Source organism: Curtobacterium sp. 320, assembly GCF_031455235.1.
GTDB lineage: Bacteria > Actinomycetota > Actinomycetes > Actinomycetales > Microbacteriaceae > Curtobacterium.
The window spans coordinates 79,963-104,761 of the sequence record NZ_JAVDSI010000006.1 but is presented as its reverse complement, the minus strand read 5'-3'; the positions used below and the strand labels follow the sequence as shown (position 1 = coordinate 104,761).

General features: G+C 72.4%; 26 protein-coding genes. 17 read left to right on the top strand and 9 right to left on the bottom strand.

Translation table 11 applies throughout. The features are described 5' to 3' along the window. The first annotated feature begins 69 nt into the window (after positions 1–69). From J2X60_RS09960 to J2X60_RS09905, 12 genes are all read left to right on the top strand, one after another. Positions 70–2,619, top strand: a complete 2,550-nt coding sequence (locus tag J2X60_RS09960; protein ID WP_309887266.1) for a carboxylate--amine ligase/circularly permuted type 2 ATP-grasp protein — start codon at positions 70–72, stop codon at positions 2,617–2,619. Further along, positions 2,619–4,403, top strand: coding sequence for an N-acetylglutaminylglutamine amidotransferase (locus J2X60_RS09955; protein WP_070417418.1), 1,785 nt, complete (start codon positions 2,619–2,621; stop codon positions 4,401–4,403). The genes J2X60_RS09960 and J2X60_RS09955 overlap by 1 nt, the downstream gene beginning before the upstream one ends. Next, positions 4,400–6,331, top strand: coding sequence for a prolyl oligopeptidase family serine peptidase (locus J2X60_RS09950; protein WP_309887265.1), 1,932 nt, complete (start codon positions 4,400–4,402; stop codon positions 6,329–6,331). The genes J2X60_RS09955 and J2X60_RS09950 overlap by 4 nt, the downstream gene beginning before the upstream one ends. Before the next feature lie 116 nt (positions 6,332–6,447). Continuing rightward, positions 6,448–7,362, top strand: a complete 915-nt coding sequence (locus J2X60_RS09945) for a GNAT family N-acetyltransferase (protein WP_309887264.1) — start codon at positions 6,448–6,450, stop codon at positions 7,360–7,362. Positions 7,363–7,510: 148 nt separating this feature from the next. Further along, positions 7,511–8,512 (top strand): matrixin family metalloprotease, encoded by a 1,002-nt coding sequence (locus J2X60_RS09940; RefSeq protein WP_309887263.1) that lies wholly within the window; start codon positions 7,511–7,513, stop codon positions 8,510–8,512. A gap of 50 nt (positions 8,513–8,562) precedes the next feature. Continuing rightward, positions 8,563–9,279: a GntR family transcriptional regulator gene (locus J2X60_RS09935; RefSeq protein ID WP_309887262.1), complete on the top strand. Its 717-nt coding sequence runs from the start codon at positions 8,563–8,565 to the stop codon at positions 9,277–9,279. Positions 9,280–9,471: 192 nt separating this feature from the next. Beyond that, complete coding sequence (locus tag J2X60_RS09930) at positions 9,472–10,470, top strand: TIM barrel protein (RefSeq protein WP_309887261.1); 999 nt, start codon at positions 9,472–9,474, stop codon at positions 10,468–10,470. Beyond that, positions 10,467–11,420, top strand: a complete 954-nt coding sequence (locus J2X60_RS09925) for a 3-hydroxyacyl-CoA dehydrogenase family protein (protein WP_071294267.1) — start codon at positions 10,467–10,469, stop codon at positions 11,418–11,420. Before J2X60_RS09930 ends, J2X60_RS09925 begins: the two co-directional genes overlap by 4 nt. Positions 11,421–11,431: 11 nt before the next feature. Continuing rightward, positions 11,432–12,199: an SDR family NAD(P)-dependent oxidoreductase gene (locus tag J2X60_RS09920; RefSeq protein ID WP_071302253.1), complete on the top strand. Its 768-nt coding sequence runs from the start codon at positions 11,432–11,434 to the stop codon at positions 12,197–12,199. A gap of 77 nt (positions 12,200–12,276) precedes the next feature. Beyond that, positions 12,277–13,659 (top strand): MFS transporter, encoded by a 1,383-nt coding sequence (locus J2X60_RS09915; protein ID WP_071294269.1) that lies wholly within the window; start codon positions 12,277–12,279, stop codon positions 13,657–13,659. Beyond that, a complete protein-coding gene (locus J2X60_RS09910; protein WP_309887260.1) occupies positions 13,656–15,362 on the top strand; it encodes a dihydroxyacetone kinase family protein in 1,707 nt (568 codons plus the stop codon). Before J2X60_RS09915 ends, J2X60_RS09910 begins: the two co-directional genes overlap by 4 nt. Beyond that, positions 15,359–16,129 (top strand): triose-phosphate isomerase family protein, encoded by a 771-nt coding sequence (locus J2X60_RS09905; protein ID WP_309887259.1) that lies wholly within the window; start codon positions 15,359–15,361, stop codon positions 16,127–16,129. The genes J2X60_RS09910 and J2X60_RS09905 overlap by 4 nt, the downstream gene beginning before the upstream one ends. 13 nt (positions 16,130–16,142) lie before the next feature. Here J2X60_RS09905 and J2X60_RS09900 read toward each other — a convergent pair whose 3' ends face one another. From J2X60_RS09900 to J2X60_RS09870, 7 genes are all read right to left on the bottom strand, one after another. Continuing rightward, positions 16,143–16,814 carry a response regulator transcription factor gene (locus J2X60_RS09900; protein ID WP_070417406.1) on the bottom strand — a complete coding sequence of 224 codons (672 nt, stop codon included), beginning with the start codon at positions 16,812–16,814 and terminating at the stop codon, positions 16,143–16,145. Continuing rightward, positions 16,811–18,091, bottom strand: a complete 1,281-nt coding sequence (locus J2X60_RS09895; RefSeq protein WP_309887258.1) for a histidine kinase — start codon at positions 18,089–18,091, stop codon at positions 16,811–16,813. The genes J2X60_RS09900 and J2X60_RS09895 overlap by 4 nt, the downstream gene beginning before the upstream one ends. Before the next feature lie 34 nt (positions 18,092–18,125). After that, positions 18,126–18,311, bottom strand: a complete 186-nt coding sequence (locus J2X60_RS09890; RefSeq protein ID WP_309887257.1) for a hypothetical protein — start codon at positions 18,309–18,311, stop codon at positions 18,126–18,128. Further along, positions 18,308–18,919, bottom strand: a complete 612-nt coding sequence (locus J2X60_RS09885) for a M15 family metallopeptidase (RefSeq protein WP_309887256.1) — start codon at positions 18,917–18,919, stop codon at positions 18,308–18,310. The genes J2X60_RS09890 and J2X60_RS09885 overlap by 4 nt, the downstream gene beginning before the upstream one ends. Before the next feature lie 179 nt (positions 18,920–19,098). Beyond that, entirely contained in the window at positions 19,099–19,785 is a 687-nt protein-coding gene (locus J2X60_RS09880; protein ID WP_309887255.1) for an SDR family oxidoreductase, read from the bottom strand. A 74-nt stretch (positions 19,786–19,859) separates the two neighbouring features. Then, a complete protein-coding gene (locus J2X60_RS09875; RefSeq protein ID WP_309887254.1) occupies positions 19,860–20,180 on the bottom strand; it encodes a hypothetical protein in 321 nt (106 codons plus the stop codon). Between the two features lie 11 nt (positions 20,181–20,191). Beyond that, complete coding sequence (locus J2X60_RS09870; RefSeq protein ID WP_071294275.1) at positions 20,192–20,623, bottom strand: Hsp20/alpha crystallin family protein; 432 nt, start codon at positions 20,621–20,623, stop codon at positions 20,192–20,194. A gap of 277 nt (positions 20,624–20,900) precedes the next feature. On the opposite strand from J2X60_RS09870, the gene J2X60_RS09865 reads away from it, so the two are divergent. The 4 genes from J2X60_RS09865 (at position 20,901) to J2X60_RS09850 (ending at position 22,751) form a co-directional block, all read left to right on the top strand. Further along, a complete protein-coding gene (locus tag J2X60_RS09865) occupies positions 20,901–21,083 on the top strand; it encodes a hypothetical protein (RefSeq protein ID WP_070417401.1) in 183 nt (60 codons plus the stop codon). A 46-nt stretch (positions 21,084–21,129) separates the two neighbouring features. Further along, positions 21,130–21,687, top strand: a complete 558-nt coding sequence (locus J2X60_RS09860) for a MarR family winged helix-turn-helix transcriptional regulator (protein ID WP_092385692.1) — start codon at positions 21,130–21,132, stop codon at positions 21,685–21,687. A gap of 68 nt (positions 21,688–21,755) precedes the next feature. Beyond that, positions 21,756–22,364, top strand: a complete 609-nt coding sequence (locus J2X60_RS09855; RefSeq protein ID WP_071294276.1) for a TetR/AcrR family transcriptional regulator — start codon at positions 21,756–21,758, stop codon at positions 22,362–22,364. 75 nt (positions 22,365–22,439) lie between these two features. Next, a complete protein-coding gene (locus J2X60_RS09850; RefSeq protein WP_309887253.1) occupies positions 22,440–22,751 on the top strand; it encodes a YciI-like protein in 312 nt (103 codons plus the stop codon). A gap of 29 nt (positions 22,752–22,780) precedes the next feature. Here the strand turns inward: J2X60_RS09850 and J2X60_RS09845 are convergent, their stop codons facing one another. After that, on the bottom strand, positions 22,781–23,254 hold the full coding sequence (locus J2X60_RS09845) for a hypothetical protein (protein ID WP_309887252.1): 474 nt from the start codon (positions 23,252–23,254) through the stop codon (positions 22,781–22,783). A gap of 68 nt (positions 23,255–23,322) precedes the next feature. Continuing rightward, positions 23,323–23,877, bottom strand: coding sequence for a hypothetical protein (locus J2X60_RS09840; RefSeq protein WP_309887251.1), 555 nt, complete (start codon positions 23,875–23,877; stop codon positions 23,323–23,325). Positions 23,878–23,941: 64 nt separating this feature from the next. Between J2X60_RS09840 and J2X60_RS09835 the strand changes: the two genes are divergently transcribed. Continuing rightward, positions 23,942–24,685, top strand: coding sequence for a hypothetical protein (locus tag J2X60_RS09835; RefSeq protein ID WP_309887250.1), 744 nt, complete (start codon positions 23,942–23,944; stop codon positions 24,683–24,685). Positions 24,686–24,799: the final 114 nt, after the last annotated feature.

Below are 24,799 nucleotides of genomic sequence, written 5' to 3'. Positions count from 1 at the left end.
TTGTTTCGAGCATGCGACGATCTGCCGTCGGGCGGGGCCTTCCACAAGGTGCGGCGATAGGTTCGGCCCATGAGTGCAGAGCTGACGCTCGGCGCCGAGGAAGAACTGCACCTCATCGACCTCGATTCCGGACGACTTTCCGCGAAGGCCCCGCGCCTTCTGCCCAAACTGCCCGCCGACCGGTTCGGCGCTGAACTCCAGCGCACGACCATCGAGACGAACACCCCCGTGGTGCGCACCCTCGACGACCTGAGACGGGTGATCGTCGACCTGCGCAGCGAGCTGAGCGCCGCGATCGCCCCCGCCGGGGTCACGATCGCGGCTGCCGGCACCGCGCCGCGGTCGGAGTACGCCGACTTCGAGCTGACCTCCGGTGGACGGTACGGCCGCATGCAGGAGCAGTACCGGATGCTCGTCGACGAACAGCTCATCTGCGGCCTGCAGGTGCACGTCGGCGTGAGCGACCGCGACCTGGCGGTGCAGATCGCCCAGCGGGTGGCCCCGGCGCTGCCGGTGCTGCTGGCGCTCAGTGCCTCGAGTCCGTTCTGGAACGGGCAGGACACCGGCTACTCGTCGTTCCGCAGCATCATCTGGCAGCGGTGGCCCTCGGCGGGCAGCTTCGGGCGCGTCAAGGACGCCGCCGAGTACGACGCGATGCTCGACGACCTCATCGCGTCCGGGGTGATCGCCGACAAGAAGATGGCGTACTTCGACGTGCGGCCGTCCTCGCACGCCCCGACGCTCGAGCTCCGGGTGTGCGACGCGACGCCGATCGTGGACGACGCCGTGCTCATCGCCGGGTTGTTCCGCGCCGCCGTCCGCAAGGCGGAGAAGGCGGTCGAGTCCGGTGCCGAGTGGCGACCGCGCAGCGAGCCCCTGCACCGGGCGGCGATGTGGCAGGCCGCCCGCGGTGGCCTGACCGGCGAACTGCTCGGGCTCGGGCAGCACCCGGAGCGGCTGCCCGCCGAGACCGCCGTCCGCCAGCTCGTCTCACGGCTCCGTCCGGAGCTCGAGGAGCTCGGCGACTGGGGCACGGTGGCGGAGCTCGTCGAGGACACCCTCGCCCGCGGGAACTCCACGGACCGGCAGCGCACCGCGTACGCCGAGCGCGGCGAGCTCGACGACGTCGTGGCCTCGGTCGTCGAGGACACCGCCGGGACGCCCTCCGGCCGCACCGAGCACCCGACCGTGACGCTGCCGTCGTACCGCGTCCGCGCCGGTGACGAGGCCGTCGGACCGGGAGCCCGGCCCCGCCCCGCGTTCCGCGACCTCGCGGTGTTCTTCCGCGGGTGGGACGCCGAGACCACCATCGAACGCTGCGCCGCCCGCGACACCTGGACCCGCGAGCACGAGGTCGGCTTCGTGGTCGACGGCGGCGTCCAGGCGTTCGGCTGCGACCTCGTCCCGCGGACCGTCAGCGCCTACGAGTGGCGCCAGCTCGCCGCCGGCCTCGGGCAGCGCGCCCGCGCGATCGAGCTGTTCCTCCGCGACGCCTACGGGCGCCGGCGGATCGTGGCGGACGGCGCGATGGACGAGCGCCAGTTCGTCGGGGCCAACGGGTGGGACCCGGCGGCCGCCCGGCTGCCGCAGGACGCCGTGCGTGCGCCGGTGATGGGGTTCGACCTGGTCCGGAACGAGTTCGGCGGGTGGCGCGTGCTCGAGGACAACGTCCGGTCGCCCTCCGGCGTCGCGTACGGCATCGCGCTCCGCGAGCTGATGGACGAGGTGGTGCCTGACGCCCCACGGCCGGAGCACCTGCTCGACCCGCACGGGGTGGTCGACCGCCTCCGCGACACGCTCCGCACGAACGCGACCGCCGTGACCGGCGAACCGGACCCGGTGATCGCGCTGATCAGCGACGGCCCCGCCGCCGGCGCGTGGTTCGAGCACCGCAGGCTGGCCGACGGGGCCGGGTTGCGCCTCCTGGCCGGCTCGGACCTGGACGTCCGCGACGGACACGTCGTCGAGGCGCGGACGGGTGACGTGCTGCACGGGCTGTACCTGCGCATCGACCGCGACGTCAGCGCGCTCGCGGCGGAGCACGCACCGGACCTCGGCGCGCGCATCCTCGACGTCGCCGAGGCCGGCGGTGTGCACCTGGCGAACGCGCCGGGCAACGCGCTCGTCGACGACAAGGCGATGTACGTCAGCGTGCCGGACCTCATCTGGTACTACCTCGACGAGAAGCCGCTGCTCGACTCGGTCCCCACGTACCGGACCAGCATCGAGGGCGAACGGCTCTCGGTGCTCGACCGCGTCGGCGAGCTCGTGACGAAGCCCGTCGACGGCGAGGGCGGTCGGGACGTCCTGATCGGTCCGAGCGCGAGCGCTCCCGAGGTCGCCGAGCGGCGCCGGGCGATCGCTGCGGACCCCGACCGCTGGGTCGGGCAGGAGGTCGTGCAGCTGTCGTCGCACCCGACCATCGGCCCGGCCGGCCTCGACCCCCGGCACGTCGACCTGCGTGCCTTCGTCTACGTCACGGGCACGGGGCCGGACGACACCCACCTCGCCGACGTCGCGCTCACGCGGGTCGCGCCGGAGGGGAGCATGGTCGTGAACTCCTCGCGCGGCGGCGGCGCCAAGGACACCTGGATCACCGGAACGGCAGGGGACAGCTGATGTGCGGACTCGCGGGAGAACTCCGGTTCGACGGGACGGCGCCGGACGTCGCGGCCGTGGCGCGGATGACGGGCTGCCTCGTGCACCGCGGCCCCGACGGCGACGGGCTGTGGGCACGCGGACCGGTCGCGCTCGGGCACCGACGGCTGTCGATCGTCGACCTGTCCACCGCGGGCGCGCAGCCGATGGTGCACCCCCGTGCCGGACTGACCATCGCCTACAACGGCATGGTCTACAACTACCGACAGCTCCGCGACGAGCTGCGCGGCCGTGGCCACGAGTTCTTCTCGACCTCGGACACCGAGGTCATCCTCGCCGCCTACGCCGAGTGGGGCACCCGGTTCGTCGACCACCTGGTCGGGATGTTCGCGATCGCCATCTGGGAGCACGCCAGCGGCCGGCTCGTGCTCGCCCGCGACCGGCTCGGCATCAAGCCGCTCTACGTCGCCGAGGTCCCCGGCGGGGTGCGGTTCGCGAGCTCACTGCCCGCTGTCCTGGCCGGTGGTGGCGTCGACACGAGCATCGACCCGGTCGCCTTCGCGTCGTACATGACCTTCCACTCCATCGTCCCGGCGCCCCGCACGATCCTGTCCGGCGTCGGCAAGCTGCCGCCCGCGACCGTCCGGGTCATCGAGCGCGACGGGACCTCCCGGGACGAGACGTACTGGGAGCCCCGCTTCGAGCGCGACCCGGACAAGGCCGACTGGACCGACCAGGACTGGCAGGAGGCCTTCACCGCGAAGCTCCGCACCGCGGTCGAGCGCCGCATGGTCGCCGACGTGCCGGTCGGCGTGCTGCTCTCGGGCGGGATCGACTCCTCGCTGGTCGTGGCACTGCTCGCCGAGGCCGGGCAGCAGGACCTCGCCACGTTCAGCATCGGCTTCGAGTCGGCCGGTGGCGAGTCCGGCGACGAGTTCGAGTACTCCGACGAGGTCGCGCGCCACTTCGGCACCGACCACCACCGCATCCGCATCCCCTCGTCCCGCCTGCTCGACGGCATCGACGGCGCGATCGGCGCGATGAGCGAGCCGATGGTCAGCCACGACTGCGTCGCCTTCTACCTGCTCTCGGAAGAGGTGTCGCAGCACGTCAAGGTCGTGCAGTCCGGGCAGGGTGCGGACGAGGTGCTCGGCGGTTACAGCTGGTACCCGCCGCTCGCGTCCGTCCCGCGGGATCAGGCCGCCGAGGTCTACCGCTCGGTGTTCATGGACCGCCGGTGGCCGGCACTCCAACCCCTGCTCGGGGAACGCTGGCGGAGCGACGACGACACGCCCTCGGCGTTCGTGGACGCCGCGTTCGCCGTGCCGGGCGCCGAGACCAGCGTCGACGCCGCGCTCCGCAGCGACACGATGACGATGCTCGTCGACGACCCGGTGAAGCGCGTCGACAACATGACGATGGCGTGGGGACTCGAGGCCCGCGTGCCGTTCCTCGACCACGAGTTCGTCGAGTTCGCCGGCGCGATCCCACCCGAGCTCAAGCTCGCGGACGGCGGCAAGGGCGTCATGAAGCGCGCGGCCCGCGGCATCGTCCCCGACGCCGTCATCGACCGGACGAAGGGGTACTTCCCGGTGCCGGCGATCCGGCAGCTCGAGGGTCCGTACCTCGAGCGCGTCCGGCAGGCGCTGCACGCCCCGGAGGCGCGGGAGCGCGGGCTCTTCGATCCGGGTACGGTCGAGCGGATGCTCCAGGACCCGAACAGCACGCGGACCGAGATCGGCGCGAACGCGCTCTGGCAGCTCGGCCTGATCGAGATGTGGCTGCAGCAGCAGGGGGTGCGGTGAGCGGGCCCGCCGTGCGGCCAGGAGGCGCGACCCACCTCGAGCCGTCGGCACGCGCCCGGCAGGCGGCCGACCTGGGCGAGCGCCTCGTCGCGGCGTGGGGATCGTGGGGGCCCACCATGACGCGGAACGCCCGCCGCGTCGCGTTCGTGAGCGACCGGCACGGCACCCCCGAGGTCTTCGTGCAGGACGTCGTCGTCGGCGACGAAGCACCCGAGCCCGTGCGGATCCGGCTGTCCGACGACCCCGTGATCCGGGTGACGTGGTCCTCCGACGGGGAGTGGCTCGCCGTGGCCATCGCGACCGACGGCGGCGTGAAGCAGCAGGTCTGGGTGGTCCGACCCGACGGCACCGACGCCGCGCAGATCGCCGGGTCGCGGTACCAGCACGCCGAACTCGGGCCGTGGAGCCGCAGCGGCCACCGGGTCGTCATCACCCTGCCGTCCACCGAGGCCGACCAGCCCGCCCGCTCGTACCTCGTCGACCCCGTCTCCGGCGACCGCGACGACCTCGCGGTGGGGGAGCTCATCCACATCCTCGACCTCAGCGTCGAGGAGCGCCTCGTCGTGCTCCGGGACGGGCAGCGCGGCCACGAGTTCGTCGTGGTCGTCGACCGGCTCACCGACGAGAGCCACGCGCTGCTCGCCGACTCGCCGGACGGCTCGGCGGAGATCGCCTTCCTCCGGCCGGCACCCGCGAGCGAGACCAGTCCGCTCGTCGCCTACGTCGCCACCGAGGCTGGGCTGCCCCGCCGCGGGCTCGTCGCCCAGCCGGTCGGCCCGCACGGCTGGCGCGGCGCACCCCGGCGGATCACCGAGCGCGACGACGCCGAACTGGAGTACCTCGACGCCGACGACGCCGGCCGGACCCTGCTGCTCGTCTGGAACGTCGACGGCCGGAGCGAACTCGACCTCATCAACACGCACGACGCCTCGCGGACGCCCGTGCCGGACCTGCCCGGGTACGTCGTCACCGACCCGGTCCTCAGCCGCGACGGGCGCAGTGTGCTCCTCGCCGTCGAGGGACCCCTGCGGCCCCGGGAGCTCTGGCGCCTCGACACGAACGCGCTGACGTGGAGCCGGGTCACCGGCGTCCCCGGGCTGCCGGAGGTGCCGCTGGTCGAGCCGACGCTCGAGCGCTTCGCGGCGCGCGACGGACTGGAGATCACCGGCTGGCTGTACCGGGCGGTGGAGCCGGCCACGCCGTCGACCGGCGGTGGTCCCGACGTCGGTGCCGTGCCTCCCGAGCCGCGCGCAGCGCTCGTCCACCTGCACGGCGGACCGGAGTCGCAGGAGCGACCCACCTTCTCCCCGCAGCACCAGGCGCTCGCCGCCGCGGGCATCACCGTGTTCGCGCCGAACATCCGCGGGTCCAGCGGGTACGGGCGCGACTTCGTGCACGCGGACGACCTCGGGCTGCGCTGGAACGCGCTCGCCGACGTCGTGGACTGCGCGCGGTTCCTCGTGTCGAACGGGTACGCGGACCGCTCCCGCGTCGCTGTCGAGGGCCGCTCGTACGGCGGGTACGCGACGCTCGCGTCCCTGGCCTTCACCCCGGACGTCTTCGCGGCCGGGGTCGCCGTGTGCGGGATGAGCGACTTCGCGACCTTCTACCGGGACACCGAGCCGTGGATCGCCTCGGCGGCCGCGACGAAGTACGGGCACCCCGTGGACGACGCCGCGCTGCTCGACTCGCTGTCGCCGATGCGAGCGATCGACGACCTCACCGCGCCGCTGCTCGTCGTGCACGGCGAGCTCGACACCAACGTGCCGATCGGTGAGGCGCACCAGGTGGTCGAGGCGCTCACGGCGAGGTCGCACGACGTGGAGTACCTCGAGCTCGCGGGCGAGGGGCACGAGTACCGCCGGGCCACGTCGCGCGCGGAGCTCGTGCGGCGGATGGTGGCGTTCGTAGCGGCGCGGCTGGCGTAGCGCCGGCCGCCGGCCGCCGGCCGCCGGCCGCCGGCCGTCGGCCGCCGGCCCCGGGGCGCCGCGTCACGCGGTGCAACGATGTGCGGTCGGTGTCCCCGGCGTCGCAGGATGGACCCATGACGACCGATGCCCCGACGACCGACCTGACCCGACCCGGAGCGGTCGTCCTGACCACCGCGACGGACGTCGAGGCCGTCGTCGACCACGCCCGCAACACCTACGCCGCCGTCGTCGTCGCGGACACGGCCGGCTGGGAGGACGGGGACCGGCGTCGCCTCGAGGACCTCGGCTTCCGCGGCGGCGACCCCCGCGGCGCGGCGGTGCGGACGCTCGACCTCACGATCGCCGACGACGGCACCCCGACCCGGCTGCTCGACAACCCCGCGCTCGCGTCCCTGAACGGCGAGCACGCCCGGTTCGCCGAGCGTCGCGGCGACATCGCGAGGTACCTGCCCGACGTGTCGGTCTGGACCGGGATCCCGGAGCGACCGACTGCCGCGGACTGGGAGGACGTGCGCGCGCTCCTCGGACCCGGGGCCGTGGTCCGTGTCGGGACCTCGGCGACGGTCCCGGACGGCTGGCCCGCGGCCGAGGGCATGCGTGGGGTGCAGCTCACCGGCGAGGACGTCGAGGGGGAGGCCGACGCCGAAGCCGTGGAACTCACTCCCGACGACGTCCCTGAGATCCTCGAGCTCGTCGCCCGCACGAAGCCCGGGCCGTTCCTGCCCCGCACGATCGAGCTCGGGCGCTACGTCGGCATCCGGCGCGAGGGCCGCCTCGTCGCGATGGCCGGGGAGCGCCTGCACCCGCCGGGCTGGACCGAGATCAGCGCGGTGTGCACGGACGCCGCGTTCCGCGGGCAGGGGCTCGGACGGCGGCTGGTGCTCGACGTGGTGCACGGCATCCGGGCGCGGGACGAAGCACCGCTCCTGCACGCCGCCGCCGGCAACACCGGGGCGATCCGTCTGTACCAGCGCCTCGGGTTCCGGCTGCGGGAGAGCGGTGCACTCCGGTTCGTGCAGGTGCCCTGATCGCGATCGTCGCGCGGGGTGCGCACGACCTCGGTCGTCGTGCACGGCCAGTTCGGGGGGTTGACCGCACCGCAGCCCGTTCCGCACACTGACTGCGCCCGGCAGGGGGCTGCCGGTACAGGGGACCAGGAGGGTCGACAACGTGCGGATGTCCACCGTGACCGCAGGGGCGGTCGTGCTCGGGATCGCGCTCGCCGCGGTCGTCACCACGTCGGTCGGCGTCCCGCACGCCGATGCCGCACCGTCCTGCCGCGGGGACCGGATCACCGTCGCCGCGCTGTCGTCGGGGTGTGCCGTGTCGTCCGGCACAGTCGTGCTGCCGGACGGTCGGCAGTTCCGGGTGCCGCCGGTCGGGACGACGGTCTCCGCGATGCCGGTCGGCGCAGCGGGCAGTGCCGACGACGAGGACGTGTCGGTGACGAACACCGGCCGCGCGGGCGTCGCGGTCCTCGTGCACGACCAGTGGTCCGGGGCGCCGGCAGCCATCCGCCAGGAGCGTGCCGCCCTCGCGCACCGGACGCTCCCGGGCGGTTCCGGACTCCGGGCCACGGGCGGAGCGGCATCGTCGACGGCGGCCACGGGCAAGTCGTCCAGCTGCTCCGCGACGGCGTACACGAAGCTCGGGTTCCGCTGGGCCAACACCGTCGAGTGGAGTTACAACCCGAACAACCAGAAGGTGTCCGGCGCAGCAGCCATCGGCGCCGGTGCCGACGCCTGGACCGGGACCACGTCGGCGTGCGGCCGGACGGTCAAGTCGACGGCGGACGACACGCCCCTCGGCAGCCGGAAGCGCGCGATGGGCGTCACCGCCACCGGTGGCTGCGGCGCGTCCGACGGCTCGAACATGGTCGGGTGGGGATCGCTGCGCGCCGGGACCCTCGCGGTGACCTGCGTCTGGTCGCGCTCGGGCGTCGCGGTCGAGGCCGATCAGCGGTACTCGACGTCGGTCGACTGGTCCGCCGCGTCGACCTGCTCGGGGAAGCGCTTCGACCTGCGCGGGGTCGCCACGCACGAGTGGGGGCACGCGTACGGCCTCGGGCACACCGCGGCGACGAGCGGCCTCGTGATGAAGCCCGCGTCGACGACGTGCGAGACCGGCCAGCGGACCCTCGGCCTCGGCGACCTGATCGGCATCGACGCGCTCTACTGATCCGGACCGGGGCGAGGCGCCCGTGATCCTGGATTCTCTAGGATCGATGCATGTCGACCACGATGCCGGGCTTCGGGACCGAGCGCATCACACAGCTCGGGCTGCGCGACCGCGTCTACGACCGGGTGCTCGAGGTCCTGATGGGGCACGACGTCGAACCGGGCATGCGCCTGTCGATCGACGGACTGGCCCGCTCCCTCGGCGTCTCGCCGACCCCGGTGCGCGAGGCGCTCGTGCAGCTCGAACGCACCGGGCTCGTCACGCGTGAGGCCAACAAGGGGTACCGGGTGTCCCCGCCGCTCGCCGGCGACCAGCTCGAGGCCCTCTTCGACGCCCGACTCATCGTGGAGTCGGGGGCCGTCGAGCTGGCTGCGTGCGGCGACGTCCCCGCCCTGCGGTCACGGTTGGCGACGGCGCTCGCCGAGCAGGCGGCCGTGGCCGAGGAGATCGCCGCGATCGGTGCGGGTGCGGCGTCCGAGGAGCTGATGGCGCGGTTCTTCCGTGCCGACTGGCAGTTCCACCAGGTCGTCTTCGACGCGACGCGCAACCCGTTCCTCGAGGAGATGTCCGAGATCATCACGACCCGCGTCCACCGGATGCGGCAGATCGTCGAGGGTGGTGGCGACGACACCGACCGTGCCGTGCAGGAGCACCGCGCCGTCCTCGACGCACTGGCCGAGGACCCCGCATCGGCGGTCGCGGCGATGCGGCACCACATCGACGCCGTGCGGCTCCGGTCGCGAGCGGACGCGTCGCACACCGCCTGATCCGGCCCGGGCGGACGCCCGTCCCGAGGTTCGGGTCAACGGGACGGGCGTCCTGATCCTCCGTGCCCGCCCTCCTTCGGAGCCCCCCGGACGAGGGGTTTGGTCCGATCGGTTGCGAATCTCCGACGACGGAGTATCTTTCCTATAGGAAAGAGGTTCGACGATGAACCCCGACATGCGAAGGAGCATCCCGTGAGCACACCGCAGGACTGGGTCGACCAAGACTGGGACTCCAGCAGCTGGACGGCCGACACCTGGCCGATCGCGACGTGTCTGCACGGGTTCCCGCCGGTCACGCGGGACGGCGTCGCCTTCCACGACGCGGACCCGGCCGTGTGGGACGACGTGTTCGCGCAGATCGAGGCCGTCGGGTTCTCGCTCGCCGAACTCGCCGACAGCCACATCCGGCCCGCCGACCTCGAACGGTCCCGCCGCGACGAGCTGTTCGCGATCGCGAAGGCTCACGGCGTCGGCATCCCGTCGGTGCACCTGCAGCGCAAGAGCGTAGTCCAGCCCGGGCACGAGGAGGACAACCTCGCCTACGCCCACCGCACGATCGATGCGGCGGCCGAGTGGGGCATGCAGGTGTTCTCGACGGGGCTCCACCAGCCGTTCAACGAGGCCCAGCGGAAGGCGCTCTGGTTCTGGACCGCGCAGGGCCCGAAGGACCCGGACGACGCGGAGGTCCGTGCCGCCGCCGTGTCCCGTCTGCGTGAGCTCGGCGAGCACGCCGCGAGCGTCGGACTCCCGATGGCGCTGGAGCTGTACGAGGACACCTACCTCGGCACGGCGGATAGCGCCGTCCGACTCGTCGAGGAGATCGGCCTCGACAACGTCGGACTGAACGCCGACGTCGCGAACCTCATCCGCCTCCACCGTCCGGTCGAGGACTGGAAGGAGCTGTTCGCGAAGACCCTGCCGTACACGAACTACCTCCACGTGAAGAACTACACGCGGGACGAGGCCGGCGACGGAAGCTGGGCGACGAGCGCGCCGAGCACGATGGAGGCCGGACTCATCAACTACCGCCAGGTCCTGCGCGACGCGGTCGTCGACGGCTTCCGCGGGATCGTCATGACCGAGCAGTACGGCGGGGACAGCCTCGGCGTCTGCGCCACCAACCAGCAGTACATCCGTTCCGTCCTCGCCACCTCGGTGGTCGGGGCGACGAAGCAAGGAGTCACCCGATGAGCACCCTCGACATCGCCGTCGTCGGATCCGGCTACATGGGCGGCGGGATCGCCCAGGTCCTCGCCCTCGCCGGTCACACCGTCCGGATCGCCGACGTCTCGGCGGAGATCGCCGCGTCCAACCGCGCCCGGCTCATCACCGAGACGGAGCAGTTCGTCGCGGACGGGCTGTTCCCCGCTGATGCCGTGTCGCGGGTGGAGGCCCACCTCAGCGCCGCCGCCTCGATCGAGGAAGCGGTCGCCTCGGCCGACTTCATCGAGGAGGCCGTCCCCGAGAAGCTCGAGATCAAGCACGCGACGCTCCGGCGCATCAGCGAGGCCGCCCGCCCGGACGCCGTCATCGGCTCGAACACGTCGACGATCCTCATCGAGTCGCTGGCCGAGGCCGTCGTGGGTCCGGAGCGGTTCCTCGGCGTGCACTTCTCGAACCCGGCGCCGTTCATCCCCGGCGTCGAGCTCATCCCGCACCCGACGACGAACGAGCACGCGATCACGGTCGGCGAGGCCGTCGTCGCGGCCACGGGCAAGCAGTCCGCGCGGGTGAAGGACTCGACCGGGTTCGTGCTGAACCGCCTGCAGTACGCACTGTTCGAGGAAGCCACGAAGATCGCCGACGAGGGCATCGCGACCCCCGACGACATCGACACCATCGTGCGGACCACGTTCGGCTTCCGCCTGCCGTTCTTCGGCCCGTTCGCGATCGCCGACATGGCCGGACTCGACGTGTACGCGTTCTGCTTCGAGTCGCTGCAGACCCGCTGGCCCGAGCGCTTCGCGACCCCGCCGTCCCTGCAGCAGCACGTCGATGCGGGCGAGCTCGGCACGAAGTCGGGTGCCGGGTACCTCGAGGTGCCCGCCGACCGCACGCCGGAACTCGTCGCCTACCGCAACAAGGCCTACGTCGCGATGCAGAAGCTCCTCGACGAGCTCGGCCCGGCCCCGATCCACTGAGGCGGAACACCATGGACAACGAACAGCAGCACCGCACCGCCGTCCTGACCGGGGCCGCATCGCCCCGGGGGATCGGCCGCGCCACCGCCCACCACCTCGCCGAGGCCGGGTGGGACATCGGCATCATCGACCTCGACCAGGACGCCAGCGCGGCGGTCGCCACCGAGATCCGCGAGCAGCACGGCGTCCGGGCCGTCGGCGTGGGCGCGAACGTCGCCGACGAGACCGCCGTCCGGGCCGCCTTCGACACGATCGAGGCCGAGCTCGACCCGATCGTCGCCCTGGTCAACCTCGCCGGGGTGTCCTCGGCGCACGCGTACCTCGACCTCCCGGAGGGGGAGTGGCACCGCGTGCTGTCGATCAACCTCGACGGCGTGCACTTCGCGAGCCTGCGGGCGGCGGAGTCGATGGTGCGGAACGGCTACGGCCGCATCGTGAACCTGTCGTCGGTCTCCGCCCAGCGCGGCGGCGGCACGTTCAGCAAGACCCCGTACACGGTCGCGAAGGCCGGCGTGATCGGTCTGACCCGTGGCCTCGCCCGCGAGCTCGGGCCGCAGGGCGTCACCGTCAACGCGATCGCCCCCGGTCCGATCGACACCGACATCATGGGCGGCACCCTGACCGAGGAGCGCAAGACCGCGATGGCCGCCGACGGCGTGCTGCCGCGGATCGGCACCCCGAGGGACATCGCCGCCGCGATCGCCTACCTCATCAGCGAGGACGCCGGGTTCGTCACGGGCCAGACGCTGAACGTCGACGGCGGCCTGTACATGCACTGACGGGTCCACCGTCCCCTCCCAACCCACCGCACCGTCCCCTCCCAACCACCGCACCGTGCTCGCAAAGGAGCGAACCCGTGTCACTTCCCCCTGCCCCCGCGCTCGGGTCCACGCACGACCCGGCCTTGAAGTCGGCGATCGGCAAGGCGACGAAGCACCTCATGCCGATGCTCGTCATCCTGTACTTCGTCGCGTTCCTCGACCGCACCAACGTCGGGTTCGCCGAGGAGGCCCTGAGCGTCGACCGCGGCATCTCCGACGCCGCCTTCGCGCTCGGTGCCGGCATCTTCTTCATCGGCTACGCGATCTTCGAGATCCCGTCGAACCTGCTGCTCAAGCGCCTGGGTGCACGCTTCTGGCTCGCCCGCATCGCGATCACGTGGGGCATCGTCGCCGCGCTGTTCTCGTTCACGACGAACGACACGATGTTCATCATCCTGCGCTTCATCCTCGGCGTGACCGAGGCGGGGCTCTTCCCCGGCGTGATCATGTACCTGTCCGAGTGGTTCCCGAACAAGGTCCGCGTGCGGATGTTCGCGATCTTCTACCTGGCGCAGCCGTTCTCGCAGATGATCGGCGCACCGCTGTCCGGCGGACTGATCAGCTTCGGCGACCAGGCCACCCCGTTCCACGGCTGGCAGGTGATGTTCGCGGGTGAGGGACTCCTCGCGGTCCTGGCCGGCATCGCGGCCCTGGTGTTCCTGACGAACAGTCCGCAGCAGGCGAAGTGGCTCGAGCCGGGGGAGAAGGACTCGCTCACGGCAGCGATGGCCCGCGAGGACACCGCCCGCAGCGAGGACGGCCCGACGGGCATCTGGAAGGCGCTGGCCAGCGGCCGCGTCTGGTACTTCACGATCATCTACTTCTGCCTGCAGGTCGCCGTGTACGGCACGACGTTCTACCTGCCGCAGCAGGTCTCGTCGCTGCTCGGGCAGGACGTCGGCTGGCAGGTCGGACTCGTCGCGGCGATCCCGTGGCTCGTCGGGCTCGTCGCCTGCTACCTCGTCGGTTCGCGGGCGGACACCGTCGGGCGTCGTCGACGCTGGGGCACCTGGTTCTACATCACCACCGGCCTGTCGATCCTCGGGTCCGCCTGGGCCGGCGCGAACGGGCAGCCGATCCTCGGCATCCTGTTCATCACGCTGGCGGTCGCGAGCTTCCTCGCAGTGGGACCGATCACGTGGGCGTACCCGACGGCCTTCCTGACCGGGGCCGCAGCGGCCGCGGGCATCGGGCTCATCAACTCGCTCGGCAACCTCGGCGGGTTCGTGGCGCCGATCATGCGCACGGCGATCAACGACGTGGTGCCCACGGACAGCGGAGCGTTCGGCATCGTGTCGCTCGGGGTCCTGGCGTTCGTGGCCGCGGTGATGATCTTCTGCACGAAGTACTTCCGTGGCGCGAAGGCGGACGAGCTGCTCGACACGACGCACGTGCGCACCCAGGGGGACGAGCGATGACCCGGCTCTTCAACGACCCGGCAGACTTCGCCGACGAGTCGACCGACGGGTTCGTCGCCGCGAACGAGCGGTGGGTCCGGAAGGTCCACGGCGGGGTCGCCCGGTCGACCACGTCGCCGGACGGCACGGTCGCGCTCGTGATCGGCGGCGGATCCGGGCACTACCCGGCGTTCGGCGGACTCGTCGGGCACGGGCTCGCGGCCGGTGCGGCGATGGGGAACCTGTTCGCCAGCCCGAGCGCCCAGCAGGTCACGTCGGTGGCGACGGCCTCCGAGCACGGCGGCGGGGTGCTGCTGAGCTACGGCAACTACGCCGGCGACGTCCTCAACTTCGACGCGGCCGCACGCGCGCTCGAGGCCTCTGGGATCAGCGTCCGCACGGTGCGGGTCACCGACGACGTGGTGAGCGCACCCGCCGATCGCGCGCACGAACGGCGCGGGATCGCGGGGGACCTCTGCGTGTTCAAGGTCGCCGGAGCCGCCGCCGAGCGTGGTGACGACCTCGACGCGGTCACGACGATCGCGGAGCGGGCGAACGACCGCACACGCAGCTTCGGCGTCGCGTTCTCCGGCTGCTCGCTGCCCGGCGCCGAGGAACCCCTGTTCACCGTCCCCGAGGGCCGCATGGCGATCGGCATGGGCATCCACGGCGAACGCGGCATCGACGAGACCGACGTCCCGAGCGCCGACGGACTCGCCGCGCTGCTCGTCGACCGGTTGCTCGACGAACTGCCGGCGGGGGTCACCGCCGCCGGCTCCCGCGTCGTCCCGATCCTCAACGGGCTCGGGAGCGTCAAGTACGAGGAACTGTTCGTCGTCTACCGCTCGGTGCAACGCCGGCTCGTCGACGCGGGCGTCGTCATCGTCGAGCCCGAGGTCGGGGAGCTCGTCACGAGCTTCGACATGGCCGGCGTCTCACTGACGCTGTTCTGGCTGGACGCGGAGCTCGAGGAGCTCTGGGCCGCCTCGGCCGACACCCCCGCGTACCGCAAGGGCGGTGCCGTCCCCGCGGAGCGTGTCGCACCCTCCGTGGTGGCGGCCGACGCGGCACCCGACGAGGTCGGCCCGGCCAGCGAGGACTCCCGGGCCGTCGCCGTCCAGGTCGCCGCCGGCTTCGCCGCGGTCCGCTCGGTCATCGACGAGCACGCCGACGAACTCGGCCGCATCGACGCGGTGGCCGGCGACGGGGACCACGGCATCGGCATGCAGCGGGGATCGCACGCCGCTGCCGAGGCCGCGTCCGACGCCGTCGCGCGTGGAGCCGGTGCGGGCAGTGTGCTGCGGATCGCCGGCGACGCCTGGTCCGACAAGGCCGGTGGCACATCCGGTGCGATCTGGGGCGCGGCCCTGGAGGCACTGGGTCGCGTGCTCGGGGACGACTCGCGTCCGACGGGTGCGGACGTCGTCGAGGCCGTCGGTGCGGCGACCGAGGCGGTCCTCGCCTTCGGCGCGGTGCCCGGGGACAAGACGATGGTGGACGCGCTCGTCCCGTTCCGCGAGGCCCTCCGTTCGCGGGTCGACGACGATGCGGCGCTCGCCGATGCCTGGCGTGCGGCGGTGTCCGCCGCGCAGGACGCTGCGCAGGGCACCGCCGAGCTGCTGCCGAGGAAGGGCCGGGCGAGGACCCACGCCGAGCACGCCGTCGGGACGGTCGACCCGGGAGCGGCGTCCTTCGCGCTGATCGTGGAGGCCGTCGCGCTGTGATCACCATCGGGGTGTCGCTCAAGACGTACTTCTCGCACGCCCGGACCCTGTCGTGGGCGGCCGAGGTCGCGGAAGTCGCCCGGCGGCACCCCGCGGTGACGTCCGGTGCCGCGTCGCTCTTCGTGGTGCCGACGTTCCCGGCGCTCGTCCCCGTCCGCCGCATCCTGACCGACGCCGGTGCTAGCGTGCTGCTCGGCGCCCAGGACCTGTCGTGGGCCGACGCGGGGGCGTACACCGGCGAGGTCACGGGTGCGGAGCTGCGCGAGATCGGCGTCGACCTCGTCGAGATCGGCCACGCCGAACGGCGCTCCCTGTTCCACGAGACGGACGACGAGGTCGCGGGGAAGGTGCACGCCGCCTTCCGCAACCACCTGCGGCCGCTGGTCTGCGTCGGGGAGGCGAGTCGCGCCTCCCGAGCGGAGACCGTCGCCGAGGTGACCGCGCAGCTCGACCGGGCCGTCTCGACGGCGGTCGCGGACGGACTGGCGGGGCCGCTCGTCGTGGCGTACGAGCCGGTGTGGGCCATCGGTGCCCCGGCACCGGCGCCCGACGAGCACGTCGTGGGGGTGCTCGCGGGGATCGAGGAGCACCTGGCCACGCGGCCGGAACTCGCCGGGTCGGTCGTGATCTACGGCGGCAGTGCCGGGCCGGGGCTGCTCACCCGCGGGCAGGGGCGGATCGGCGGCCTGTTCCTGGGGCGGTTCGCGCACGACCCGGCGGCGATCGCCACGATCCTCGACGAGGTGGCGGCGCTCGACGGGCGCTGAGCCGTCCTGCCGCTCAGGCGTCGCGAGCGCCCGCCAGCCCGTGGTCGTGCGCGTAGACCACGAGCTGCACCCGGTCCCGCAGCGCGAGCTTCCCGAGGATGCTCGAGATCTGCGTCTTCACCGTGGACTCCGTGACGAACTCCTTCGCCGCGATCTCCGCGTTCGACAATCCGCGCGAGGCCCAGCCGAACACGATGCGCTCCCGGTCCGTCAGCGACTGGAACGCCTCGGGCTGCGGAGCCGGCGCGCGCTCGACGTCGGCGCCGAACAGCTGCGAGAGGTCGTTCGGCGCGATCACCGAGCTCCCCTCGTGCACCGCCCGGACGGCCGCGAACAGGAACGGCGGCGTGGTGTCCTTCAGCAGGAACCCGCTCGCGCCGAGGCGGATCGCGGTGGCGGCAGCGGGGTCGAGGCCGAACGTCGTCAGCACGACCACGCGGGGGAGCGGCCCCTCGACCGCGCCGGAGAACAGCTGCCGGACGGTCTCGACCCCGTCCATGCCCGACATCCGCATGTCGAGGAGCATCACGTCCGGTCGCAGCTCGGGGATGCGCGCCAGGGCCTCGGCACCGTCGGACGCCTCGCCGACGACGACCATGTCGTCCTGGGCGTCGAGCACGACGCGGAGGCCGGCTCGGAACAGTGCCTGGTCGTCGGTGAGCAGGATGCGGATCGGATCGGTCATCGGTTGGTCCCCCCAAGGACGTCGAACGGGATGCGGGCACGTGCGGCGAACACGTCGTCGAGGACGGCGGCGTCGAAGGACCCGCCGAGTGCGGTGAGCCGGGACTGCATGCCGGCGAGGCCACGGCCGGACCCGCGGGTGCTCACCGGCGGGACGGCGACCGGGCCGGTCCCGACGGTGCCGGCGCCGGGCGCGGCCGTCCCGACGGTGCCGGCGGTCGGGACGAGGTTCTCGACCTCGAGCACCAGGTCGGCCGACCGCCACGTCTCCCGCACCGTCACCGGCATCCCGGGGGCACCGTGTCGGAGCGCGTTCGTGAGCATCTCCTGCAGCACCCGGCGGGCGGCGGTCCCGCTCTCCGGGCCGAGCACCACCGGGACCCCGCGGACGGCCTGGTCGACGTCGACCCCGGCCTCGCGGATGCCCTGCACGATCTCCTCGAGCGACCCCGGGTCGGTCGAGGCGCCGGAGCCGTCGATGTGCCCGAGGACCTGGCGGACCTCGACGAGAGAGCTCCGGGCAGTGCTCGCGATCGTGGCGCTCACCTCGCGGATGCGGGCCTCGTCGGCGAGGAACGGCACCGAGTCGGCCTGCGCGATGATCACGGCGAGGGAGTGGCCGACCACGTCGTGCACGTCGCGGGCGATGTCCGCGCGGATACGCTCGGACTCGGCGACGTCGATGGCCCGGGTGGCGGTGGCCTCGGCCTCGGTGGCGACGGCCTCGGCTCGGGACGCCGCGGCCTCGGCGTCCGCCCGGCGTTCGGACTCGCGGTCCCGCGAACGGAAGGCCCGAACGGCGACCCCGCCCGCCCAGACCCCGAGGAGCGCCGTCACCGGTGCGGCCATCGCCAGGAACGCCTGGTCGCGCGGGCCGTTGATGAGGACGAGGAACCGGAAGCCGGTGAGTGCGAGGTAGAGCGTCGCGCTGATGCCGGCAACGAACGCCAGCAGGCCGGACACGATGACCTCACCGCGCGTGCCGACGACCGCCGCCGTGCCGATGACCACGAAGATGGCGACGTCGACGAGCGACGGCCGCTCGCCGCCGCCGACCTGGACGATGCCGAGGACGACGACCATGGTCATCGCCGCGGACGGCGAGACCCGTCGGAGCGCGATCGCCCCGGCCGCGGCGAGGACCGCGAAGAAGCTCGCGTGTTCGAGCTCGAGGTCGATCGGGAGCAGGAAGACGAACGCCGCGAAGACCGCCCATGCCACGTCGATGATGATCGAGCGGGTGGCGAGCGGCCGGATGAACGTGCGCCGTTCCGTCACGGCACGATCATCGCACGGGGGCGTCGTCCGCCGGTCACGGGACCGGCGACATCGCGATGAGGGCGGTGGCCGTGACCGTGACGATCGCGGCGCAGACCAGCAGGGTGGCGATCGTGTGCTTCGTCGAGGACTCCATGCTCCGAGCCTCGCCGAGCGGCGCGCGCCGGGCATCGGGCGCACGGCTGAACCGCTTCATCCCCTCGGCTGAACCGACGTTCACCCGGCACTGCTGTCCGCGAGCATCTCCGGGCACTCGCCACCGGTCGTCGTCGACAGCTCGTAGTGCCAGGACTCGTTCTCGTACGTCTGGCACAGCCCGAACTCGCGGCCGTTCTCCTGCATCCAGACCACGTCGTCGATCGCCCCGAGGTCGACCGCGCGACCGACCACGTGCGTCGACCGTTGCGGGGTGTTCACCCACCGGCGTGCCTCGGCGAGCGATCCGTGTTCCTCCACGCCCTGGTCGAGCAGGGCCTGCTGGTAGCGCTTCGAGCGCCACCCGGAGTTGACCAGGACCTCGATGCCCTCGTTCGCCGCGGCCTCGCTGGCGCGGGTCACCGCGTCGCGGAGGTCGGCATCGAGGTTCGCGATCGCCGGGGTGTCGGCGAGGACCGTGATCGGCGCACTGTCGGCGATGTGACCGTCCTCCGCCGTGACCACCTGTCCGCCGACACCGAACGACTCGTCAGCAGCTGAACGGATCGACGTCGTCGACCCGTCGGCGCGGTGGTCAGGATCGGTGGGGTCGGTGGCGCACCCGGTCAAGATCACGAGGGCTGCGGTCGCCGCCAGTGCGGCGCCGGTGAGCCGGAAACGGAACGTCTGCATCCATTCAGAATGTAGAACATCAGATGTCTACGCATCCCCCGGAAGGACCAACCCTGCTGACGCACGACGGACGTCGCTCCGTGCGGGTGGTGCCGGGTGGCGGCCAGGAGGCGCGGGTCGGGCCCGCACCGCGCCTCCTGGCCCGCAGGCCGCACCGATCTGTCGGACCCGCCCGTCGGTCAGATGGTGATCTGGCCCAGCACGCGGTGGGCGATCGAGATCGACTCACCGGACACCACCGACAGCGGCGACGCGAGGAACGCGACGAGGTCCGCGATCTGCTGCGGGCTCGAGTCGCCGGGGCGGCCGGGGCGGACCTCGGTGCTGGGGGTGTCCGTCACCAGCCCCGGGTTGACGACGTTCACCGTGACGCCGGAGCCGGCGGCCTCGTCGGCGAGGTTCTTCGCGATGACGCTCACCGCGGTGTTGCGGAGCGATGCGGTGATGTTGCCCGACAGGTAGGCGTTCTGTCCGCTGATCACGACGACGCGTCCGAACCCGGCCTCGCGCTGGGCCGGCAGCACCGCGTTGGCGACACGGAGGAACCCGAGTGCCTTGCCGTCGATCGCGGTGAGGACCTGCTCGGGGTCGGACTTCTTCGCCGGGTCGAGGGTGCCGGCGCTCGGGGCCGCGGTCACGACGAGGGCGTCGATGTGGCCGTGCTGCTCGAGCACCCGCGCGACTCCGGCGTCGACGGAGGCCTGGTCGGCGGTGTCGATCGCGACGCTGTCGGGGGAGTCGCCGGCGCTCCGCGAGGCCACGACGGCGGTCGCACCCTCGGCCCGGAGTCGATCGGCGACGGCGGCGCCGATGTACCCCTTCCCTCCGACGACGAGCGCGACACGGTTCTTGAGTTCGAGGTCCACGCCGTCACGCTACGCCCGGAACGCCTCGGGCTCGGCACACGTCGTGCACCGAGCCCGAGGCGTCGTCGGTTCGATCAGCTGCGGTGGCCGCTCCCGCCGACCGTCAGGAGCGCGCCGGTGTCGGTCTCGTCCGCACGCGGCGGCTCGAACAGGCCCGAGTACGCCCGGACGGCGCTCCACCCCGCGATGAGCAGGACGGTGCCGGCGACGGCGGCGACCCACGGCACCACGGCCCACCGGTCCCAGAGCGACGGGACGGCCAGCCACGTCAGGAAGTTCCCCGCGAGGCCACCCGTCGCCCCGAGCAGGACCGCGGTCCGTCGGTCGAGACTGGACAGCGCGAGCGCGACCGTCACGGCGGCGAGCGCGGCCAGGGCGTTGACGAGGTCGAACACGGCTGCCGCTCCTACTCCCCGCTGCCGACGGCGAGCTGCTCGCGTCCGCCACCCGTCGTGACGGCGATCTTGCGCGGCTTCGCCGACTCCTTCACGGGGATCGTGACGCTCAGGACGCCGTTGTCGTAGCCGGCCGTGATGCGCTCGGCGTCGAGGCCGTCGCCGAGCGTCAGCTGACGGACGTACGTGCCCGGCTGGCGCTCTCGGGTGAGCCACTGCGAGCCCTCGGGAGCGCCGAGGGTGCGCTCGGCGCGGATGGTCAGGACCGAGCCGTCCACGTCGATGTCGACGGAACCCGGGTCGATGCCGGGCAGGTCGACGTCGAGGACGTAGTGGTCACCCGTGCGGTAGAGGTCCATCGGCATCGAGCGGGGGCCCGCGGTGCCGAGGAGGGAGCCGGCGAGACGGTCCAGCTCGCGGAACGGATCGAAGTTCATCGTCATCGGTGTCAACTCCTTCGTGTCTGGTGTTGAGTCCCCTCGACTCAACTGCGACATGTTTTAGCACTCAAGCCTGGCGAGTGCCAAAAGAACGCTCGGAATCCCCTCGGAGCCGGGGATCCCCGGCGACGGTGAATGACAGAGATGTAGTTCGGCTGGGCTGACTGTTCAGTGCGTGAACCGTACAGAACACGAATTGTTCGTTTTGCTGATCGTTCACGTTGTGAAAGACTTCGGGCGTCCGATGGGGACAGCAACGACGACGAGGGGCGGTATCGCAATGCACAGCACGTACACCGGGATGCCGCGACAGGCACGGCTCGGCGGCACCCACACGCGCGTCGGTCTGACCGACCCCGCGATCATCGACGCCTACGTCGAGCGCCGCATCCAGGACCCGTCGCTCCTGTCCGGTCGCTCCGAACCGTCCTACGCCGACTTCTTCTCGGTCCCGGCGGCGTAGGCCCCGCACCCCCGATCCGCACCAGGCAGAGAGCACACCCGACCAGATGCCGTTGACCGTCGTCCGCCGCGAGCACATGCACCTCTACGCCCGGGAACCCCGGTCGCGCGCCGCGAAGGGCGCCGTGGACGCGCTCCTCCGCCTGCAGCACGCCGAGGAACAGCAGCTCGAACAGGCACGGTCGGAGAGCGGTCTCACCAAGAACGAGTTCCTCGCCGTCCGGTACATGCTCCAGGCGCACCGGGACGGCCGGGCCATGGGCCCGAAGGACCTCGCCGTCATGCTCAACGTCTCGAACGCGTCGGTGACGAAGATCGTCGACGGGCTCGTCGAGAAGGGCGACCTCGTCCGCGCCCCGCACCCCACCGACCGTCGGGCACAGGTGCTCGAGCCCACGGTGCAGGCGGCGAAGAAGATCGACGCGTCCTACGCACGCTTCCACGAAGCCGTGGTCGAGGTGATGGACCACCTGTCCTCCGAGGAGAACGACGTCCTCGCACGCTGCCTCGTCCAGATCACCGAGGCCCTCGTCGGTGGCGCGCACGCTCCCGTCGACGAGTACACGGTCGACCCGGACGGCGACGCGGAGCCGTACGACTCCTGAACCGGGCGGTCCGTAGCGGCGCCGAGCCGCGCCTCCCGGAAAAAACCTTCCAGCGGTAAGTTGGGCGCATGACGCACCCTGCCGACGACGACGCGGCCCTGCCGCGACGCGGCTACCGCAAGGGTGCCGAACGACGGACGCAGATCCTCGACGAGACGATCCGCATGGTCGCCGAGCAGGGTGTCGACGCGTCCTCGCTGCGATCCGTCGCGGACGCCCTCGGGATCACCCACGCGGCGCTGCGGCACTACTTCCCGAGCCGCGACGAACTGCTGCTCGCGGTCTACCGCGAGCACGAGGTCCGCGAGCAGGGGGCACCGGACCGGATGAAGTCCGCGATCGGGGACATGCGGGAGAGCGCCTCGCGGAATCGCGCGGTCCCGGGGCTGGTGCAGCTGTACACGACCCTGGCGGCCGATGCCGTGCAGGAGGGGCACCCCGCCACGCGGGAGTTCATGCGGGAACGGTTCACCCGGCTGCGGGCGGACCTGGCGGAGTTGATCGAGGCGGACCAGGCGTCCGGGCGGATCCGGGCCGACCTGGACCCCGTCGACCTGGCGTCCCTGAGCATCGCGGCGTCGGACGGACTGCAGGTGCAGTGGCTGCTCGACCCCGACGCGGTCGACGGCGAGCGGGTGCTGCGGTTGCTCGAGCAGATCGTGCCGCCGGCGGGCTGACCGGACCCGCCGGTCCTGCCACACTCGTGTCAGCGGGGCCGTGGGTCCCGCGCACGACCGGATCGGAGCAGGACCATGCACGCCGTACTCGAGTACACCTACGTCGACGACTACCTCGAGCGCCGAGATGCGTTCCGCCAGCAGCACCTCCGGGCGGCCTGGGCTGCGGCGGAGCGCGGCGAGCTGCTCCTCGGCGGTGCGGTCGGCGAGGGCACCGGACCGTTCACCGCGCTGATCGTCTTCGTCGGCGACGACGCGCTCGAGCGTGCGCGGGCGTTCGCGGCGACGGACCCGTACGTGACCGGGGGACTCGTGACGTCGTGGACCGCGCGACCGTGGACGACCGTGGTGGGCGATCTCGCGGCGGGACCGGTCCGCCCCGACTGAGGCTCTCGGGAACCGGCGACGTCGTCGGGTCAGCCGTAGCCTTCGTCGGTCAGGCGCCAGCCGGCCGGCGTGTGGCGGAAGCAGAACCCCCACCCGGGGAGGTCGCCCGGTTCGGCGCCCGTCATGTTCGTCTCGGTGACGTCGACCGGGATGCACTCCTCCGCGGATCGGCCCGTCTCCTTCGCGCTCAGTCGCGAGACCGCCCCGATGTGCCGGTAGCCGAGCAGGTCGGGGTGGTCGTCGAACCACGAGGACGGGGTGCGTCCGCCGCACCAGGCCGCGTCCGGACCGCCGCTGTCGTCGGTGAGGGCCTCGGTGACAGCACAGTCGTGGGCCTTCGCGGCCCGGAGGTAGACGCGGAGGACCTGTTCGGAGGACGCGCTCGCGGGCGGGAGTCGCGCGGCCAACGTCTGCGCGTGCGTCACCGACACCACCGTCGCCGTGCCGGCCGCCACGAGCACGGCGGCGACCACCCCTCCGAGCACGAGCCGACGTCTCCCCACGGCGCTCATCCTGGCAGGGGGTGGACCCGCCGATCGCCCGGTGCAGCTGCGAGTCGGTGAGGGGGCGTTCAGTTGCGCGGGAGCCCTGCGAGGTACGCGCCGAGCACCGCTCGGTCGTCCACGGGCGCGACCCCCGCGACGCGGTAGAGCAGCAGTGCATCGACGAGTCCGACGAGGTCGACCGCGGATCGCCGGGGGTGGTCGACGCCGATGCGGACGAGCAGGTCCTCCGCCGTGGCGAGCAGCGCGGCGCGCACCGGGTCGGCGCCGGTGAGGGGTGCGCGGAGCGCTTCGTCGTCCCGGAGCTCCAGGAGGAGGGCCAGGCGAGCGGCTTGCGCCTCCGCCCGCTCTGCGAGGCCCTGGAGGAACGTGGCGGCGACCTCGACGACCGTCGCGTCGTCGAGCGGCTCGGGGAGACGCAACGCGCCCAGCTCCGTCGACAGCTGCTCCGTGATGCGCGCGACGACGAGCGCGGTCAGTTCGCGCCGCGTCGACGCGTAGTACGACGTCGACCCGGCGGGCACGCCGGCCTCGGTGTCGACTGCCCGGTGCGTCAGGGCTCGGACCCCACCGCGAGCAGTGAGCCGTACTCCCGCGTCCGCCAGGTCCTCGCGTCGCCCCATGCTCTTCCCCTCTCGCCTCTACCATCGTAGTGTTCTCTACGGATGTAGAGCCGAAGGGGGCAGGATGCGGGTTGCAGTGGTCGGAGGCGGGATCTCCGGAGTCGCGATCGAGGCAGCGCTGGGGGCACACGGCTGCTCGGTCACGAGGTTGTCCCGGTCATCGGGGTTCGACGTGCTCGCGGACGACGCGGTCGATCGGCTGGCGTCGGTCCGGCCGGAGGTCATCGTCGAGGCGACCGGGCGGTTCACGACGAGTCGGCGGCGTGCGACGGACTTCTTCACGCGCTCGACGGCGGTGGTCGGCGCGGCGGCCGAACGGTCCGGGGCGCGACACGTGCTGCTGTCCATCCTCAACTGCACCAGGTCCGAGGTGCAGGGCTACGGGTACTTCGCCGGCAAGACCGCACAGGAGCAGGCAGCGGGAGCGGCGGGCCGGGGCGCCACGATCGTCCGTTCGGCCCAGTGGTTCGAGTTCGCCGCGCAGAACCTCGAGCGGTTGCGCGTCGGGCCGATCGCGCTCGTGCCGCGGATGACCATCGCCCCGGTGTCGCTCGAAGCGGTGGCGACGGTGGTGGCCGAGGTCGCGACGGGCCGGCGGTCCGCGCCGGTCGTGGAGGTCGCCGGGCCCGAGACGACGTCCCTGTGGGCGATGACGACGGCGCTGCCGCATCCGGGCGTGGCGCCCGTCCCGATGCTGATCCCGGGCCGCACGGGCCGGGCGTTCCGGGACGGAGCGCTCCTGCCCGCGGGAGACGTCGAGGTGGTCGGCCCGACGTTCCACGAGTGGCTCGCAGCCCGGGGCCAGTAGCGCTCGCCCGACCGAACGGTCCGGTCCGGTCGTCATCTCTAGGCGGTGCGTTGCCCCGTTCCTCTGCGTGTCACGCGAACGGGGAGCAGAAGGTGAGCTTGTTTCTGCCCTAGC